At 73.3% G+C, this 17,391-nt stretch carries 15 protein-coding genes; 12 read left to right on the top strand and 3 right to left on the bottom strand.

Translation table 11 applies throughout. The annotated features are described in order from the left end of the window. Positions 1–249 precede the first annotated feature (249 nt). The 3 genes from VM242_06955 to VM242_06945 form a co-directional block, all read right to left on the bottom strand. Positions 250–1,881 carry an alpha/beta fold hydrolase gene (locus VM242_06955; protein HVM04890.1) on the bottom strand — a complete coding sequence of 544 codons (1,632 nt, stop codon included), beginning with the start codon at positions 1,879–1,881 and terminating at the stop codon, positions 250–252. 100 nt (positions 1,882–1,981) lie between these two features. Then, positions 1,982–2,368, bottom strand: coding sequence for a helix-turn-helix transcriptional regulator (locus VM242_06950; protein HVM04889.1), 387 nt, complete (start codon positions 2,366–2,368; stop codon positions 1,982–1,984). A 75-nt stretch (positions 2,369–2,443) separates the two neighbouring features. Beyond that, complete coding sequence (locus VM242_06945; protein HVM04888.1) at positions 2,444–2,827, bottom strand: hypothetical protein; 384 nt, start codon at positions 2,825–2,827, stop codon at positions 2,444–2,446. Between the two features lie 344 nt (positions 2,828–3,171). Here VM242_06945 and VM242_06940 point away from each other — a divergent pair, with 344 nt between their 5' ends. The 12 genes from VM242_06940 to VM242_06885 form a co-directional block, all read left to right on the top strand. After that, the gene (locus VM242_06940; GenBank protein HVM04887.1) at positions 3,172–3,666 is read left to right on the top strand and encodes a MaoC family dehydratase; all 495 of its coding nucleotides are present in this window, start codon (positions 3,172–3,174) and stop codon (positions 3,664–3,666) included. Then, positions 3,663–5,372, top strand: coding sequence for an alpha/beta fold hydrolase (locus VM242_06935; protein HVM04886.1), 1,710 nt, complete (start codon positions 3,663–3,665; stop codon positions 5,370–5,372). Before VM242_06940 ends, VM242_06935 begins: the two co-directional genes overlap by 4 nt. Before the next feature lie 25 nt (positions 5,373–5,397). Beyond that, positions 5,398–6,264 carry a 3-hydroxybutyryl-CoA dehydrogenase gene (locus tag VM242_06930; GenBank protein ID HVM04885.1) on the top strand — a complete coding sequence of 289 codons (867 nt, stop codon included), beginning with the start codon at positions 5,398–5,400 and terminating at the stop codon, positions 6,262–6,264. Positions 6,265–6,281: 17 nt separating this feature from the next. Then, positions 6,282–7,463 carry an acetyl-CoA C-acetyltransferase gene (locus VM242_06925; GenBank protein ID HVM04884.1) on the top strand — a complete coding sequence of 394 codons (1,182 nt, stop codon included), beginning with the start codon at positions 6,282–6,284 and terminating at the stop codon, positions 7,461–7,463. Positions 7,464–7,486: 23 nt separating this feature from the next. Further along, complete coding sequence (gene aceE / locus VM242_06920; protein ID HVM04883.1) at positions 7,487–10,150, top strand: pyruvate dehydrogenase (acetyl-transferring), homodimeric type; 2,664 nt, start codon at positions 7,487–7,489, stop codon at positions 10,148–10,150. Continuing rightward, complete coding sequence (locus VM242_06915; protein HVM04882.1) at positions 10,147–11,025, top strand: 3-hydroxybutyryl-CoA dehydrogenase; 879 nt, start codon at positions 10,147–10,149, stop codon at positions 11,023–11,025. The genes aceE and VM242_06915 overlap by 4 nt, the downstream gene beginning before the upstream one ends. 194 nt (positions 11,026–11,219) lie before the next feature. Further along, a complete protein-coding gene (locus VM242_06910; GenBank protein ID HVM04881.1) occupies positions 11,220–11,429 on the top strand; it encodes a copper ion binding protein in 210 nt (69 codons plus the stop codon). Beyond that, positions 11,426–12,292: a hypothetical protein gene (locus tag VM242_06905; protein ID HVM04880.1), complete on the top strand. Its 867-nt coding sequence runs from the start codon at positions 11,426–11,428 to the stop codon at positions 12,290–12,292. Before VM242_06910 ends, VM242_06905 begins: the two co-directional genes overlap by 4 nt. Continuing rightward, positions 12,289–14,583 carry a heavy metal translocating P-type ATPase gene (locus VM242_06900; protein HVM04879.1) on the top strand — a complete coding sequence of 765 codons (2,295 nt, stop codon included), beginning with the start codon at positions 12,289–12,291 and terminating at the stop codon, positions 14,581–14,583. Before VM242_06905 ends, VM242_06900 begins: the two co-directional genes overlap by 4 nt. Next, a complete protein-coding gene (locus tag VM242_06895; GenBank protein ID HVM04878.1) occupies positions 14,580–14,873 on the top strand; it encodes a metal-sensitive transcriptional regulator in 294 nt (97 codons plus the stop codon). The genes VM242_06900 and VM242_06895 overlap by 4 nt, the downstream gene beginning before the upstream one ends. A gap of 93 nt (positions 14,874–14,966) precedes the next feature. Then, positions 14,967–16,559 (top strand): hypothetical protein, encoded by a 1,593-nt coding sequence (locus tag VM242_06890; protein HVM04877.1) that lies wholly within the window; start codon positions 14,967–14,969, stop codon positions 16,557–16,559. Between the two features lies 1 nt (position 16,560). After that, the coding region (locus tag VM242_06885) for a hypothetical protein (protein ID HVM04876.1) at positions 16,561–17,391 on the top strand (831 nt) is incomplete at its 3' end.

The following is a 17,391-nucleotide window of genomic DNA, read 5'->3' as shown; positions in this document are numbered from 1 at the left end:
CCCACCTGCGACGAGCCGGCCGGGCGCTGCCAGGTCGACCACGTGGAGCCGTGGTCGGCCGGCGGGCGCACGGTGGCCGCCAACGGCCGCCCGGCCTGCGGGTTCCACAACCGGGCCCGCCACCGGGGACCACCGCCTCGGATGTGACCGGGGCGGGGCGGCACCAACCCTCTGCGCTTCGCCGACGACGACTGCTCGACGACTCCCGCCACCGGGACCTTGCGCGACCGGTGGTAGGGCGGCAGGCGCCTACCGCTGGTGCACGTAGGTACCGGGTGCCGGGCCGAGCGGCGGGTGCGCAGCGCTGCCCATCGGCGGCGGCGGGCGGCGGGGCCCGGACCGCTCGGCGATCCAGGCGGCCCAGTCCTCCCACCACGTCCCCTGGTGCTCGGTGGCGCCGGCGAGCCACTGGTCGGGGTCGGCGGGCAGCTCGTCGTTCGTCCAGTGGACGCGCCGGCCGCCCGGCGGGTTGACGATGCCGGCCACGTGGCCCGACGACGTGAGCACGAAGCGGGCGGCCCCGCCCAGCAGCTGCGTCGTCGCGTACGACGAGCGCCACGGGGCGATGTGGTCCTCGCGGGCGGACAGGACGTAGACGTCCTCGTCGATGGCGCCGAGGTCGAGCCGGGTGCCGGCAAGGGTCATCTCGCCGCGGGCCAGCTGGTTCTCGACGTAGCAGCACCGCAGGTAGAACGAGTGCATGTCGGCCGGCATGCGGGTCCCGTCGGCGTTCCAGGCGAGGATGTCGAACGCCGGAGGCTTCTCGCCCATCAGCCACCCCGTGACCACGTAGTTCCAGACCAGGTCCTGGGCGCGCAGCAGGTCGAACATCGTCGACATCTCGGTGGACTCCAGGTAACCCCGTTCCACCATGCGCCGGTTCAGGCGCTCCACGGCGGCGCGGTCGAGGAAGATCCCCATGGGCCCCGGCTCGCGGAAGTCGACCATGGTGTTGAGCAGGGTCGCCGAGCGGACCCGGTCGTGGTCGTTGGCGGCGAGGTGGGCCAGCAGCATCACGGTGAGCGTGCCGCCGAGGCACAGGCCCACCACGTTCACCTCCTTCGAGCCGGTGATCTCCTCGATGATGCGCAGCGCGTCGTACGGGCCGCTCAGGAGGTAGTCGTCGAGGGCGACGTCGCGGTGCTCCTCGTCCGGGTTGCGGTAGCTGATGGCGAAGACGGTGTGCCCGTGCCGGACCGCCCACTCGACGAAGCTGCGGCCCGGCGCCAGGTCCATGATGTAGTACTTGTTGATCCACGGCGGGCTGAGCAGGAGCGGCACCTCGTGGACCGTCTCGGTCTGCGGCCGGTACTGGATCAGCTCCATCAGATCGTTGCGGAACACCACCTCGCCCGGTGAGGCGGCGAGGTTCTCGCCCAACCGGAACGGCGTCTCGTCGACCTGCCGGGGCTTGCCGTTGTTCGTGGCGACGTCGGCGAGGAAGTTGCGCATGCCGGCCAGCACCGACACGCCCCGTGACTCCACGGCGCGTTGGAGCGCGGCGGGGTTCCCCCACAGCACGTTGGTCGGAGCGACGGCGTCGGTGAACAGCCCGGTGGCGAAGCGCGCCTTGGCGGCGGTGACCGGGTCGACGTCGGCGGCGTCCACCAGGTCGTGGAGGTGACGGGCCCACGCCAGGTACCACTCCCGCATCCCGAAGTACCAGGGGCTGGCGTCCCAGGCGGGATGGGCGAAGCGTCGGTCGGTGCCGTCGAGGGCACTCGACACCGGGACGCCCCACATCCGGGCGGCGGTGGCGAGGCCACCGGTCGCCAGCGCGCCCGCCAGGCCGACGGTCGGCGCCACGAGGGACGCGGGCCGCCGCGCCAGCGCGTTGACGACGTCGCCCAGGCTGCGGGCGAAGCCGAGGCCGTCGGCCAAGGGACCGGCGTCGACCCCGGCCAACAGCTTCGACTCGGGCCCGAGGCGCTCGGTGGCGATGCGGCCGGCGTCGACGGCATCGGTGACCGCGCCCGCGGTGTCAGTCGCCTCCGGCTCTCCGGTTGTCGGCGAGGTAGCTCCGGTAGACAGAAAGCAGCGCTCCCTTCTGGTCCTCGGTGAGCTCGGGGTCGGCCCGGATGGCGGCCTCCGTGGTAGCGAGGCTGCTGGCGTCGTCGCCCGCCGGCGGATCGGCCAGGAGGCCGGCGTGGGCGAGCATGGCGTCGGCCGACAGGTCGAGGGCCCGGGCGATCGACTGCAGAACGCGCATCGAGGGCACGTGCAGGCCGCGTTCGATCTGGCTCAGGTAGGCGTTCGAGACCTTCGTCCGCTCCGCCATCTGGCGCAGCGAGAGGTTGGCCAGGCGGCGCTGCGACCGCAGGAAGGCGCCGAGGGCCTCGACCTGTGGCTCCCAGGGATCGTCGCTCATCCGCCGTCTCGTACGGTCACGCGGGCCATCTTGCCGCACGCCCGGGGGCTCGGGAGCCCCCGGGCGCGGCGGCGACTACTTGGCTGGGCCGGGCTTGCTCGGCTGGGCGCCGGGCCCGGTGGGGGAGCCGCCGGCGGGCTGCTGCCTGGCCGTGTTCTGGGTGGCCGTGTTCTGGGTGGCCGCCTGCGGCGCGCGGGTGGCCGGCAGCGCCGCTTCGAGGAGCTGCGAGGTGAAGTCACGCTGGGCGGACACGAGGCGCTCGGTGAACCCGATGCCGGCCTCGAACACCTGGCTCGGCTTCATCGGCTCCGAGAACGCCAGCTCGGGCAGGCGGGAGGCGATGAGCTCGACGGTCTCCGACCACTGCCGTACGCTCTCGACGACGGCGCGCTGGCCGGTCTGGATGCTCTGGAACAGCTGGTCCTGGATGGTGGTGGTGGTCTCCACTGCGGTGGGCATGGGACGCCCCCCTTTCCGATCTGGGTCAGCGTTAACTATACCACGCACCTGCGTACCGAAAACCCGGCAAACCGGGTTTCGTGAGGCGGTCACGGGGTAGGGACGTCAGACGGACCTGTGAGCAGGAGTCACGGGGTGGCCGAGGCGGGACGAACCGCCACCAAAGCGTCAGAAGCCGGTCACCTGCGCTTCGCCACCGGATCATCGGAACGCAACACCAAGAGGGGACGATTCCCACCGGGCGCCGCTCGCCCGGACCGCCCTCCGGGGCGCACGACCCGGGTCCCCGTCCAGTTGGAGGACGTTGCCATGCACCTGCTCCCGTTGCGGCCGGCCGACCACCGATGACCTCGCCCGCCGTCGCTCCCACCGTCGTGCAGATGTCGGACCTCGCCGAGCGGGCCGGAAGCATCCTGGGCCACAGCTCGTGGCGCACCATCACCCAGGACGACGTGACGGCCTTCGCCCGGCTCACCGGCGACGAGCAGTGGATCCACGTCGACCCCGAGCGTGCGGCCGCCGGCCCGTTCGGGACCACCATCGCCCACGGGTACTTCACCCTGGCCCTGTCGACGGAGTTCCTCTACGAGGTGGTGCGGGTCGAGGGGGCGGGGATGATCCTCAACTACGGGTCCGACCGCGTCCGCTACCCCTCGCCCGTACCGGTCGGGTCCAGGATCCGGGCCCGGATCGAGCTTCCCGCCGTGATGCCGGTCCCCGGTGGCGTGCAGGTGACGTTCCGCCTCACCTACGAGGTCGAGGGGCAACGCAAGCCCGGCTGCGTCGCCGACATCCTCTTCCGCTACTACGAGCACGCCCCCGGTGGAGGCGCGCCGTGAGCGCGACGACCTCCGAGAAGGCGGTGGCGCCGGCCGAGCCGGCCCCGTTCAGCCCGCTCGTCGACCCTGCCGCCCTCGCGCCGGCGCTGGGGCGGCTGGCGTCGGGGCTCGTCCGCCACCCGGCTCGGGCCCTCGGGGCCGGTGTCCGCCTGGGAGGCAACCTCGCCGTGGCGGGGGCCGAGATCGCGGCGCGGGCGTTCGGCTGGGACGGTGAGCCGAGCCTCGCGCCGGCCGGCGGCGACCGCCGGTTCTCCGACCCCCTGTGGGAGGAGAGCCCGTGGTTCCTCGCCCAGCGCCAGGCCTACCTGGCGTGGGCCCGGTGGCTGCGCGACCTGGCCGACGCCGCCGAGCTGGACGAGGCGGGCTCCTTGAAGGCGGATGCCGCGCTGGGCCTGGTCGCCGATGCCCTCGCCCCCACCAACTTCCTGGGCGGCAACCCGGCGGCCCTGCGCCGGGCGGTGGAGACGCGCGGGGGAAGCGTGCTCGAGGGCCTCGCCAACCTCCTGGAGGACCTGGCGGAGAACGGGGGCCGCCCCCGCCAGGTCGACGGCTCGGCGTTCGAGGTGGGCCGCAACCTCGGCTGCACGCCGGGCAGCGTCGTCCTCCGGACGGACCTGTTCGAGCTGCTCCAGTACCACCCGCAGACGGAGACGGTCCACGAGACGCCCCTGCTGCTGAGCCCCCCGTGGATCAACCGGTACTACATCATGGACCTGGCCCCGGGGAAGAGCTTCGCCGAGTGGGCGGTGTCGCACGGGCACACGACCTTCGCCCTGAGCTACCGCAACCCCGACGAGTCAATGCGCGGCGTGCGCCTCGACGACTACCTGCGCGGCCTGGACACCGCCCTCGACGCGGTGTGCGAGATCACCGGCTCGACCCGGGCCAACGTGGTGGGCCTGTGCGTGGGCGGGACGCTCGCCGTCATGCTCGCCGCCTGGCGGGCGGCCGGCTCGGGCGGGAGCGACCAGCGCCTCCGCTCGATCACCCTCCTCAACACCCTGGTCGACTTCTCGGAGCCCGGTCCCCTGGCCGCCTACACCGACGCCGAGGCCGTCGCGCGGGTGGAGGAGCGCATGGCCGCCGCCGGCTACCTCGAGGCGCGGGACATGGCTCGCACGTTCGACGCCCTGCGCTCGAACGACCTGGTGTGGAACTACGTCGGCGCCAACTGGCTGCGGGGCGAGACCCCGCCGGCGTTCGACATCCTCGCCTGGAACGCCGACGCCACCCGCGTCCCCGAGGCGACCCACTCGCAGTACCTGCGCAGCTTCTACCTGGAGAACCGCCTGGCCCGGGGCAGGCTGGAGCTGGCGGGCCGGCCGCTGCGCACCGAAGCCGTGAAGGCCCCCGCCTACGTCCTCGCCGCCGAGAACGACCACATCACGCCGTGGCGCTCGTCGTACGCCACCACCCGGCTGCTGGGCGGCGACGTGCGCTTCGTCCTCAGCTCGGCCGGCCACATCGCCGGCATCGTCAACCCGCCCGGCCCGAAGCGCAGGCACTGGACCAACGAGGCGGAGCCGCTGCCCGCCGGCCCGGAGGAATGGCGGGAACGGGCCGAGGAGCACCCGGGCTCGTGGTGGGAGCACTGGGCGGACTGGATCGAGGCCCGCTCCGGCCCGCGGCGGCCGCCGCCCTCCGGAGCGGGCAGCAGGAAGCACCCCGTGCTGGGCGAGGCGCCTGGCACCTACGTCCACGGATGACCCTCTCTCGCACAAGGAGACTCGCATGAGCGCCACAGCCATCAAGACGGTCGGGATCGCGGGGTCGGGGCTCATGGCCTCCGGCATCGCCGAGGTGGTCGCGCTCTCCGGGCGCGAGGTGATCTTGCGCAGCCGGTCGAAGGCGAACGCCCAGAAGGCCATGAAGAAGCTCGACAAGTCGCTGTCGGGCCAGGTGGACAAGGGCCGGCTCTCGGCCGAGGACCGCGACGGGGCGCTGGCCCGGGTCACCACCACGTCCGACCTCCAGGAGCTCGACCGCTGCCAAATCGTCGTGGAGTCGGTGGTCGAGGACCTCGACGTGAAGAAGGACCTGTTCGAGAAGCTCGACCGCATCTGCGGCGACGACACCATCCTCGCCACCAACACGTCCACCCTGCCCGTGGTGGACGTCGCCATGGTGACCGGGCGCCCCGACCGCGTCGTCGGCCTCCACTTCTTCAACCCGGCGCCCAAGATGCCGCTCGTCGAGGTCGTCCCTGCCCTGACGACGTCCGAGGCGACGGTGGAGACGGCTCGCAGCTTCGCCGAGGACATCGGCAAGCAGCCGGTGACCGTCAAGGACAGCGCCGGGTTCGTGGTCAACGCCCTCCTCTTCCCGTACCTCAATTCGGCGGTGCGGATGCTGGAGGCGGGGACCGCCTCCAAGGAGGACATCGACGCCGCCATGTGCGGCGGCTGCGGGTTCCCCATGGGCCCGCTCGCCCTGCTCGACCTGATCGGCCTGGACACCAGCGTCTCGATCCTCAACGCCCTGGACGCCGAGCGCACCGACGGCTGCTCGGCTCCCGCCCCGCTGCTCAAGCGGATGGTCTCGGCCGGCCGGCTCGGCCGCAAGACCGGCCAGGGCTTCTATCCCTACCCGTCCCGCTGAGTCAGGAGGACTCCAAGATGCCCGGATCCGTACTCGTCGCGTCCGCTCGCACGCCCATCGGCAAGCTGAGCGGCTGCTTCTCCCGCCTGCCCGCCACCGACCTCGGGGGCAGGGCGATCGCCGCCGCCCTCGAACGGGCCGGCATCGCCGCCGACCAGGTCGACGCCGTGGTGATGGGACAGGTCCTCCAGGCCGGTGCGGGCCAGAACCCCGCCCGCCAGGCCGCCATCGCCGGGGGGCTCCCCATGGAGGTCCCCGCGGTCACGGTGAACAACGTGTGCCTCTCCGGCCTCCACGCCATCGCCGAGGCCGACCGGCTCATCCGGTCCGGCGAGGCCGCGGTCGTCATCGCCGGCGGCATGGAGTCGATGACCAGGGCGCCCCACCTGCTTCCCGACGCGCGGGCCGGCTTCCGCCTCGGCGACGCCACCGCGGTGGACTCCCTCGTCCACGACGGGCTGTGGTGCGCGTTCGACGACGTCCACATGGGCGCCGGCACGGAGGCGTACGCCAAGGGTGCGTCCATCTCCCGGCAGGCCCAGGACGAGCTCGCCGCCGCGAGCCACCACCGGGCCGCGGTGGCCGCCAAGGAGGGCCGCTTCTCCGACGAGATCGTGCCCGTCGCCGTCCCCCAGCGCGGCGAGCCCCTGGTGGTCGACGCCGACGAGGGCATCCGGCCGGACACCAGCGTCGAGTCCCTGGCGAAGCTGAAGCCGGCGTTCGCGGCCGAGGGCACCATCACCGCCGGCAACGCGTCGCAGATCTCCGACGGCGCGGCGGCGGTCGTGGTGACGAGCCGGGCCAAGGCGGAGGAGCTGGGGCTGACGCCCCACGCCGAGCTGGTGGCGTCGGCCCTGGTCGCCGGCCCCGATCCGTCGCTGCTCACGCAGCCGTCCCGCGCCATCACGCGCGCCCTCGAGCGCGCCGGCCGGAGCGTGGCCGACATCGACCTGTTCGAGATCAACGAGGCGTTCGCCGCCGTGTGCATCGCCACCGTCGAGGACCTGGGCATCGACACCGGCCAGGTGAACGTCAACGGCGGTGCCATCGCCCTCGGTCACCCGATCGGGATGTCGGGGGCCCGGCTGGTGGTCACCCTGGTCGACGAGCTGCGCCGCCGCGGCGGCGGGCTCGGCGCCGCCGCCCTGTGCGGCGGAGGCGGCCAGGGAGCGGCCGCACTGTTCGAGGTGTCCACTTGAGCCCGGCACGGTTCGCCGCCCAGCTGCCCGACCGCGACGCGACGCTCACCGAGGAGTGGGTCGACTCCCTCGACGCGGTCATCGAGGCCCAGGGCCGCGGCGCCGCCCGGCTCCTGCTCGCCCGGCTGATGCACTCGGCAGCGCAGCGCGACGTCGGCCTCCCGGCTCCCGTCTGCACGCCGTACCTCAACACCATCCCGCCCGCCGAAGAGCCGGAGTGCCCGTCCGACATCGCCCTGGAGCGCCGCATCGAGGCGCTGGTGCGCTGGAACGCGGCGATCATGGTGACCCGGGCCAACGCCCGCTCGGACGGCATCGGGGGCCACCTGTCGACGCCCGCCTCGGCCACCTGCCTGTACGAGATGGGGTTCAACCACTTCTTCCGGGGCAAGGACGGCAGTGCCGGCGACCAGGTCTACTTCCAGGGGCACGCCACACCCGCCATCTACGCGCGGGCGTTCCTCGAGGGCCGCCTCGAGGAGGAACAGGTCGACGGCTTCCGGCGCGAGCTGGGCGGCCGCGGCCTGTCGAGCTACCCCCACCCCCGGCTCATGCCCGAGTTCTGGGAGTTCCCGACGGTGTCGATGGGCCTCGGTCCGATCAACGCCATCTACCAGGCGCGGTTCAACCGCTACCTGGCCCAGCGCGGCATCGTCGACACCGCCGGTTCCCACGTGTGGTGCTTCATCGGTGACGGCGAGTGCGACGAGCCGGAGACACTGGGTGCGCTGTCGATCGCCGCTCGCGAGCGCCTCGACAACCTCATCTTCGTGGTGAACTGCAACCTCCAGCGACTGGACGGCCCGGTGCGCGGCAACGCCAAGATCGTCCAGGAGCTGGAGTCGGTGTTCCGGGGCGCCGGGTGGAACGTCCTCAAGGTGGTCTGGTCTTCGCGCTGGGACGAGCTGCTCAGGAACGATGTCGACGGCGTCCTTGTCGACAAGCTCAACGCCACCCTCGACGGCGAGTTCCAGAAGTACGCCGTCGAAGGCCCGTCCTACGTGCGCGAGCACTTCTTCGGGTCCGACCCGAGGCTCGCCCGGCTGGTCGAGGGCGTCGCCGACGACGACCCCATCTTCACCCTCCCCCGCGGCGGTCACGACCGGCGCAAGCTGCACGCCGCCTACTCGGCGGCCGTGGCGCACGAGGGTTCGCCCACGGTGGTGCTGGCGAAGACGCTCAAGGGCATGCGGCTGGGTGCCAAGATCGAGTCGCGCAACGCCGCGCACCAGATCAAGAAGCTCCCGAAGGACGAGCTGGCCGAGTTGCGAGACCGCCTGAACCTCCGCGACCTCATCCCCGACGAGGCGCTGGAAGGCGGCACGCCCCCGTACGTCCGCCTGCCCGCCGGCTCGCCCGAGGAGTGCTACCTGCACGAGCGGCGGCAGGCGCTCGGCGGCCACGTTCCCCGGCGGGTCGTCCGCTCCGGCCCGCTGGACCAGCCCGAGGCCAAGGTGTTCGAGGACCTGTTCGCCGGCTCCGCCGGGCGGTCGGTGTCGACGACCATGGCGTTCGCGACGCTGCTGCGGTCGCTCCTGCGCGACCGGACCATCGGGAAGCGGGTCGTCCCCATCGTCCCCGACGAGGCCCGCACCTTCGGCCTCGACCCCCTGTTCGGCGAGGTGAAGATCTACGCCCACGCCGGCCAGCGCTACGACCCGGTCGACTCGGCCATGCAGCTGTCGTACCGCGAGGCCACCGACGGCCAGATCCTCGAGGAGGGGATCACCGAGGCCGGCGCCATGGCGTCGTTCGCCGCTGCCGGCAGCAGCTACGCCACGTGGGGCGAACCCATGGTGCCCTTCTACATCTTCTATTCGATGTTCGGGTTCCAGCGGGTGGGCGACATGATCTGGTCGTTCGGTGACCTGCGCGGCCGCGGCTTCCTGCTGGGCGCCACGGCGGGCCGCACCACGCTCAGCGGTGAGGGCCTCCAGCACCAGGACGGCCACAGCCTCGTCCTGGCGTCCACCGTCCCCAACGTCGTCGCCTACGACCCCGCCTTCGCCTACGAGGTGGCGGCCATCGTGCGCAGCGGCATGGCCCGCATGTACGGCGAGAACCCGGAGGACGTCTTCTACTACCTCACCCTCTACAACGAGAACTACGAGATGCCGGCCATGCCGGAGGGCGTCGAGGACGGGATCGTGCGCGGCCTGTACCGCTTCGCTCCCGCCCCCGAGGGCCCCGACCGGCGGGCCACGATCCTCTTCAGCGGGACCGCCTCCGTCGCCGCCCGCGAGGCCCAGCGCCTGCTGGCCGAGGACCACGGTGTGGGGGCCGAGCTGTGGAGCGTCACGTCGTACAAGGAGCTCCGGGAGGACGCCCTGTCGGCCGTCCGCTGGAACCGCCTGCACCCGGGCGAGGTCGAGCGCGTGCCGTACGTCACGGCCGCCCTGATGGACAGCGAGGGGCCGTGCGTGGCCGTGACCGATTTCATGCACGCCGTTCCCGACCAGATCGCCCGGTGGGTGCCGGGCAGCTTCACGTCCCTCGGCACCGACGGCTACGGGCGCTCGGACTCGCGTGATGCCCTGCGCCGCCACTTCGAGACCGACGCCGCCCACATCGTCACCACCGTGCTCGCCGAGCTGGCCCACATCCGGGAAGGCAAGCCGGAGGAGGTCGCCGACGCCATCGCCGGATACGGGCTCGACCCGAACGCCGTCGAGCCCCTGCGCGCATGAGCGACGCCGCTCCGGGACCGGCCTTGGAGCGCGTCGGCGTCGTCGGGTGCGGCCTCATGGGCTCGGGCATCGCCGAGGTGTGCGCCAAGGCCGGTGTGGACGTCGTCGTGCGCGAGATCGACGACGAGTCGGTCGCGGCGGGCCGCGTCCGCATCGAGGGCTCCCTGGAGAAGGCCCGGCGGCACGGGAAGCTGTCCGACGCCGACGCCGAGTCGGCGATGTCCCGCCTGCGGTTCACCACCGACCTCGGTGACATGGCCGATCGGGACCTCGTCGTCGAGGCCGTCCCCGAGTCGGAGGCGCTGAAGCTCGAGGTCTTCGCAGCCCTCGACAAGGTGATGGCCGACGGGGCGATCCTGGCCTCGAACACGTCGTCCATCCCCATCATGAAGCTGGCCACGGCGACCGACCGCCCCGAGTCGGTGATCGGTCTGCACTTCTTCAGCCCCGTCCCGGTGCTCAAGCTGGTGGAGCTGGTGTCGTCGCTCCTCTCCGATCCGGCCGTGGCGGACCGGGCGGAGGCGTTTGCCGAGCAGGTGCTGGACAAGCGGGTGATCCGGTGCAAGGACCGGTCGGGCTTCATCGTCAACGCCCTGCTGATCCCCTACATCGTCTCGGCCATCCGCATGCTCGAGTCGGGGTTCGCCACCGCCGAGGACATCGACGCGGGCATGGTCCTCGGCTGCAACCACCCGATGGGACCGCTGGCGCTGGCCGACTTCATCGGTCTCGACACGACCATGGCCGCCGCCCAGTCGCTCTACGACGAGTTCAAGGAGCCGCTGTACGCACCCCCGCCGCTGCTGGCCAGGATGGTCGTCGGAGGCCTCCTCGGTCGCAAGAGCGGCCGCGGCTTCTACGCCTACGACACGTAGCAGCCGGCGCCACTCGGCTCGGCTGGGCCCGCCGATGCGCGATCGCGCGTCAGAGGGGTGGCGCGCGATCGCGAAGTGAACAGCGGGCGGGCGCGCCCGCCCTCATCGCAGAAGACGCAGGTTGCGCTCCATACCCCTGATGGGTATGATGCAGATACCCCACCCGGGTAGATGCACGAAAGGAACGGTCCTCCATGAGCACGACCAGCACCTACACCGTCACCGGCATGACCTGCGGGCACTGCGTGCGCTCCGTGACCGAGGAGGTCGGCAGGATCGAGGGCGTGACGAGGGTCGACGTCGACCTGGCGTCCGGCCGCGTGACGGTGGAGTCCGAGGTCCCGGTGGACGACACCGCCTTCGCCGCCGCCGTCGACGAGGCCGGGTACGAGGTCGCGCCGTGAACCCCGGGGCCAAGCTGGGTGCCTACACTTTGCTGCTCGTCGCCGTGCTCGGCGGCGGGGCGGCCCTCGGCACCGCGGCCGGCCCCATCGGCATCTCCGGCGACGCCGGCGACTCCCATGCCTCGAGCCGCCACGCCGAGGACCCCGACGCCGTCCTGGGCGGCGAGCTGGCCGCCGGGGGACTGATGGTGTCGCAGGACGGGTACACGCTGGTCCCCGAGGACCGGCTGGCCGACCACGGCGAGTTCGCCTTCGAGGTCGTCGGCCCCGACGGTGAGCCCGTCGAGTCGTACGACCGGCTCCACGACCGCGAGCTGCACCTGATCGTCGCCTCGCGGGACCTCACCCGCTTCGCCCACCTCCACCCCGGGCGCGACGCCGCCGGCCGCTGGGCCGTCGACCTGCCGGCGCTGGTCCCCGGCCCCTACCGCGCCTTCGCCGACTTCCGGCCCTCCGGTGCCGGCCAGCTCACGCTCGGCGTCGACCTCGTCGCACCGGGCCCCGGGCCGATCGCGGCGCCGCCGGGGCTCGCAGCCAGCCGCACCGACGTGGTCGACGGCTACGAGGTCACGCTCGAGGGCGACGTCGCCGCCGGCGAGGAGGCCGGCGTCACGGTCGCCGTCCGCCGCGACGGCCGGGTCGTCACGACCGAGCCCTACCTGGGAGCCGCCGGCCATCTGGTGGCCCTGCGCGACGGCGACCTCGCCTACCTGCACGTCCACCCGCTCGACGACGAGCCGAACGGGCCCGTCGCCTTCGCCGTGGAGGTCCCCTCCCCGGGCACCTACGCGCTGTTCTTCGACTTCCTCGTCGACGGCACCGTCCGCACCGCCCGCTTCGTCGCCCAGGCAGGCAGCCCGTGACCACCGAGACCGACACCACCACCTCCGCGCCGGCCACCAGCGTCGACCTCCTCATCGGCGGGATGACGTGCGCGTCGTGCGCCGCCCGCATCGAGAAGCGGCTCAACAAGCTGGACGGCGTCACCGCCACCGTCAACTACGCGACCGAGCAGGCCAGGGTCGCCGTGCCCGACGGCGTGACGGCCGACGACCTCATCGCCCAGGTCGAGGCCGCCGGCTACACCGCCCGCCTGCCCCGGCCACCGGCGCGGCCGGCAGCCGCCGACGGCGGGGCGAGCGACGCGACCACGGCCGAGCGAGGGGCGGAGGGCGACGAGACGGCGCCGCTGCGCCGGCGCCTGCTGACCTCCCTCGTCCTGACCGTGCCCGTCATCGCCATGGCCATGGTGCCCGCCCTCCAGTTCGACGGGTGGCAGTGGATCTCGCTGACCCTCGCCGCCCCCGTCGTCACGTGGGGGGCGCTGCCGTTCCACCGGGCCGCCTGGGTCAACCTGCGCCACGCGGCGGCCACCATGGACACGCTCATCTCCGTCGGCGTGCTGGCCGCCTTCGGGTGGTCCCTGTACGCCCTGCTGTGGGGCACCGCCGGCGAGATCGGCATGACCCACGGGTTCTCGTGGACGGCCGACCGGGGCGACGGCGCCGGGCAGATCTACCTCGAGGTCGCCGCCGGCGTCACCCTGTTCATCCTGGCCGGCCGCTACTTCGAGGCCCGGGCCAAGCGCCGGTCCGGCGCCGCCCTGCGCGCCCTGCTGGAGCTGGGCGCCAAGGACGTGGCCGTCCTGCGGGACGGCGTCGAGACCCGCATCCCCGTCGAGCAGCTGTTGGTGGGCGACCGCTTCGTCGTCCGTCCCGGTGAGAAGGTGGCCACCGACGGCCAGGTGGAGGAGGGCACGTCGGCCATCGACGCCTCGCTGCTCACCGGCGAGAGCCTCCCGGTGGAGGTCGCCCCCGGCGACTCCGTCACCGGCGGGACGGTCAACGCCGGCGGCCGCCTGGTGGTGCGGGCCACCCGGGTCGGCGCCGACACGGCGCTGGCGCACATCGCCCGCCTGGTGCAGGACGCCCAGGCCGGCAAGGCCGCCGTGCAGCGCCTGGCCGACCGGGTGTCGGCCGTCTTCGTGCCCATCGTGATCGCCCTGTCCGTCGCCACCCTCGGCTTCTGGCTCACGGCCGCTGCCGACGACCCCGCCACCGTCGCCTTCACCGCCGCCGTGGCCGTGCTCATCATCGCCTGCCCGTGCGCCCTCGGGCTGGCCACGCCCACCGCCCTCATGGTGGGGACGGGCCGCGGCGCCCAGCTGGGCATCCTCATCAAGGGGCCCGAGGTGCTGGAGAGCACCCGCCGGGTCGACACCATCGTCCTCGACAAGACCGGCACCGTAACCACCGGCCGCATGGCCCTGGTGGACGTGGTCACCTCCGACGGCACCACCACCGAGGAGGCGCTGCGCCTGGCCGGGTCGCTGGAGGACGCCAGCGAGCACCCCATCGCCCGGGCCATCGCCGCCGGTGCCCGGGCCCGGGGCGTGGAGCTCGACTCGGTGGAGTCGTTCGCCAGCACGCAGGGACTCGGCGTCGAGGGCGTCGTGGACGGCCACGCCGTGGTCGCCGGCCGCCGGCGGTTCCTGGCCGACCGCGCCATCGGGGTGCCCGACGAGCTCCGGGCCGCCGGCGACGCCGCCGAGGCGGAGGGCCGTACGCCGGTGCTCGTCGCCTGGGACGGGGAGGCCCCGGCCGTTCTCGTCGTGTCCGACACGGTCAAGGAGACGTCGGCCGAGGCGGTCGCCATGCTCCGCCAGCTGGGCCTGCGGCCCGTCCTGCTCACCGGCGACAACGAGCGGGCCGCCCGTGCCGTCGCCGGCGAGGTCGGGATCGACGAGGTCATCGCCGACGTGCTCCCCGAGGAGAAGGTCGACGTCGTGCGCCGCCTTCAGGCCGAGGGCCGGGTCGTCGCCATGGTCGGCGACGGAGTCAACGACGCCGCTGCGCTCGCGCAGGCCGACCTCGGCCTGGCCATGGGCACCGGCACCGACGCCGCCATCGAGGCCAGCGACCTCACCCTCGTCCGGGGCGACCTGCGATCGGCGGCCGACGCCATCCGCCTGTCCCGCCGCACGCTCGCCACGATCAAGGGCAACCTGTTCTGGGCGTTCGCCTACAACGTGGCCGCCCTCCCGCTCGCCGCCGCCGGCCTGCTCAACCCGATGATCGCCGGCGCCGCCATGGCGTTCTCCAGCTTCTTCGTCGTTTCCAACAGCCTGCGTCTCCGGAGGTTCAAGGCCCGATGAGCTCTACCCGCGGCTACACCATGAAGAAGGACGACTACGCCAAGCGCCTCAGTCGGATCGAGGGCCAGGTGCGGGGGATCCGGCGCATGATCGACGAGGACACGTACTGCATCGACGTCCTGACGCAGGTGAGCGCGGTGACCAAGGCCCTCCAGGCGGTCGCCATCGGCCTGCTCGACGAGCACGTCCGGCACTGCGTGAGGAACGCCGTGGCCGACGGCGACGAAGTGGCGCTCGACACGATGATCACCGAGGCGACGCGGGCGGTGGAACGGCTGGTCAAGGCGTAACCACCGGCCTCGCTGCGCCGGGCGCCACCCCCGGCAAAGGAGGCGAACACGAACACCTGGACATGTCGCCCGTCGTCGCCTATGAACGGGGACGTGACGGCGAACTCGGGGGGGCACCGCCTGGGCGTCGCGCTCTCGGGCGGCGGGCACCGGGCCACGGTGTGGGGCTGGGGCACGCTGCTGGCGCTGGCCGACGCAGGGCTCAACCGCCAGGTCGTGTCCATCGCGTCCGTCTCCGGGGGCTCCATCGCCAACGGCGTGGTGGCCAACGCCGGCGACTACACCACCATGGCGCCCGGCGAGGTCGAGGACGCCATCCGGGATGGAATGCGGGTGGCGGCCCACGACGGCCTGTTCTTCTTCGGCCCCGCCACCAACGGCTACCTGCGCCGGTTCCTGGTGTCGGCCGGCCTGGCGGTGGGCGCCGTCGTGTCGCTGGTTATCGCGCTGGTCGGCGCCGGCCGCCGGTGGCCGCTGCCGTGGTGGCTGCTCACGGGGCCCGTGCTGGCCGCCCTCGTGTGGGCCGCCGCTCTGCGCAGGAAGCCTGCCTCGCCGCCGTTGCTGCCGGGAGCCATGCAGGCGGCGCTCCTCGGCGCCGTCGTGGCCGGGGGCTCGCTGGCCGTCGCCTACCTCGCCCTGACCACCTCGTCGGGCGGCGCCGCCCTCGCCGCCGCCGTGGCTGCCGTCGCTGCGGTCACGGCGCTCCTGGTGTGGGCGCTGCTGCGGGTGTTCGGGCGACGCAGCGCGGTGGTCGACGAGGCGCTCGGCCGCACGCTGCTGGCCCGGGAGGGACGGCCGGCGCTGCTGGCCGAGGTCGACCGGACCGTCCACCACGTGTTCTGCGCCACCGAGATCCAGTCCGGCGACCACGTCTACCTCACCCCCCGCCTGGTGTACTCGTACCGCGCCGGGCGGGGGACGCCGGGCCGGCTCCCGCTGTCCACCGCCGTGCAGTCCTCGGCCTGCCTGCCGGGGGCGTTCGTGCCGAGAGATCTGGCGACCGGGCCGTTCGCCATGACCCGTCCGTGGCACGTCGGCGGCGACGAGCCGCCGGGTGTCCCTCCCCGCCTGGTCGTCAACGACGGCGGCGTCTACGACAACATGGCCGACCAGTGGGAGCAGGGCTACGACGGCCGCGCCGAGCGCCTCTCCGGACTCGTCGACCTCCAGCCCCGCGCCGACGTCCTGCTCGTGGCCAACGCCAGCAAGGCGATGTCGTGGTCGCCGCTGGCCCGCGGGAGCCGGGTCGCCGCCGAGGTGCAGAGCCTCACCCGCACCGTCGACATCCTCTACGACGTGTCGACCAGCCACCGCCGCCAGGCCCTCGTCGACCGCTTCCGGGCCGACGGGAGGCTCAACGGCGCTCTCGTCCACATCGCCCAGTCGCCGTTCAACGTCCCCCGGGCGTTCTCGAAGGTCGGGGACGACGACCAGCGGCGGCGGGCCCGGGAGGCGCTCGACCTCCTGGAACGACTCGAGGCCGATCCCCAGGCGTGGGCCCGGCGGGCTCGGGCGGACGCCGGGGTGAAGACGACGCTGGCCGCGCTGACGGCGCCGGTCGCCGCCGACCTGCTCGAGCACGCCTACCTCCTGACCCGGGTGAATGCGTACGTCGTGCTCGGGCTCGGGGACCTGCCCGACGACCTCGCCCCGTTCCGCCGGGCGCGCTTCGAGGCGCTGACCTGACGTGGAGGCCGGCTCGGTCGACCTCCGGGCGCTGCTGTTCGGCCACGGCGCCTACGAGCGCTACGGCGCGCCCGAGCCCACCCTCCTCCCCTACCTGGCCGCCATGGTCCACGAGGAGCACCGCCACCGGGTGTGGGCCGTCGCCCAGGTGTTCGGCCTGTCGGGATCGACCGCCCCGCCGTGGCCGCCGCTGTGGCAGGCGGTGGTCGCCGTCGCCCCCATGCCGGCGGGGACCGAGCCGACCTGGCCGACGTACCCCTTCTCGATCGGGGCCACCGAGCTCCCGACCCTGCCGCCGGACGTGCGGCGGGCCCGGGCGGACGAGCTGGCCGACGAGCTCGACCGGTACTCGGGCGGCCCGTGGTACGTGGCGCTGGCGGTCTCCCGCCTCGCCCCGTTCGCGTCACCGGGCCGGTCGTGGCCGGTCACCGGCGAGCCGCTGTGGGACGACCTGATCGCCCGCCTGGCCACCTCGGTGTGGCCGGACGAACCCTTCGGCGACGTCCTCCGGGCCCACCCCTTCGCCGCCGACCTGCTCGGCGTGCACGGCCGCCACGAGACGGCGGTGGCCGCCGCCGACGTCATCCTCGACCGCTGGGGCGGGTCGGTGCAGGCGGCGGCGCCGCCGGAGCCGCAGCCCGCCACCGCCGAGCCGCAGCGGGAACCGGTCGAGCCGGTCACGTCGGAGCCCCCGCCGGCCACGTCGGAGCCCCCGCCCTTCGCCGTACCGCTCCCCGAACCGCGCGGCGCCGAGCCACCACCGGCCGCCGGTCCACGGCCCCGTCCGTCCCGCCGTCCGCCGTCGCGATGCCCGAGGACGTCGACCGCATCC

Source organism: Acidimicrobiales bacterium (assembly GCA_035540975.1).
In the GTDB taxonomy this organism is placed as follows: domain Bacteria; phylum Actinomycetota; class Acidimicrobiia; order Acidimicrobiales.
This window is presented reverse-complemented; position numbering and strand designations above follow the sequence as displayed.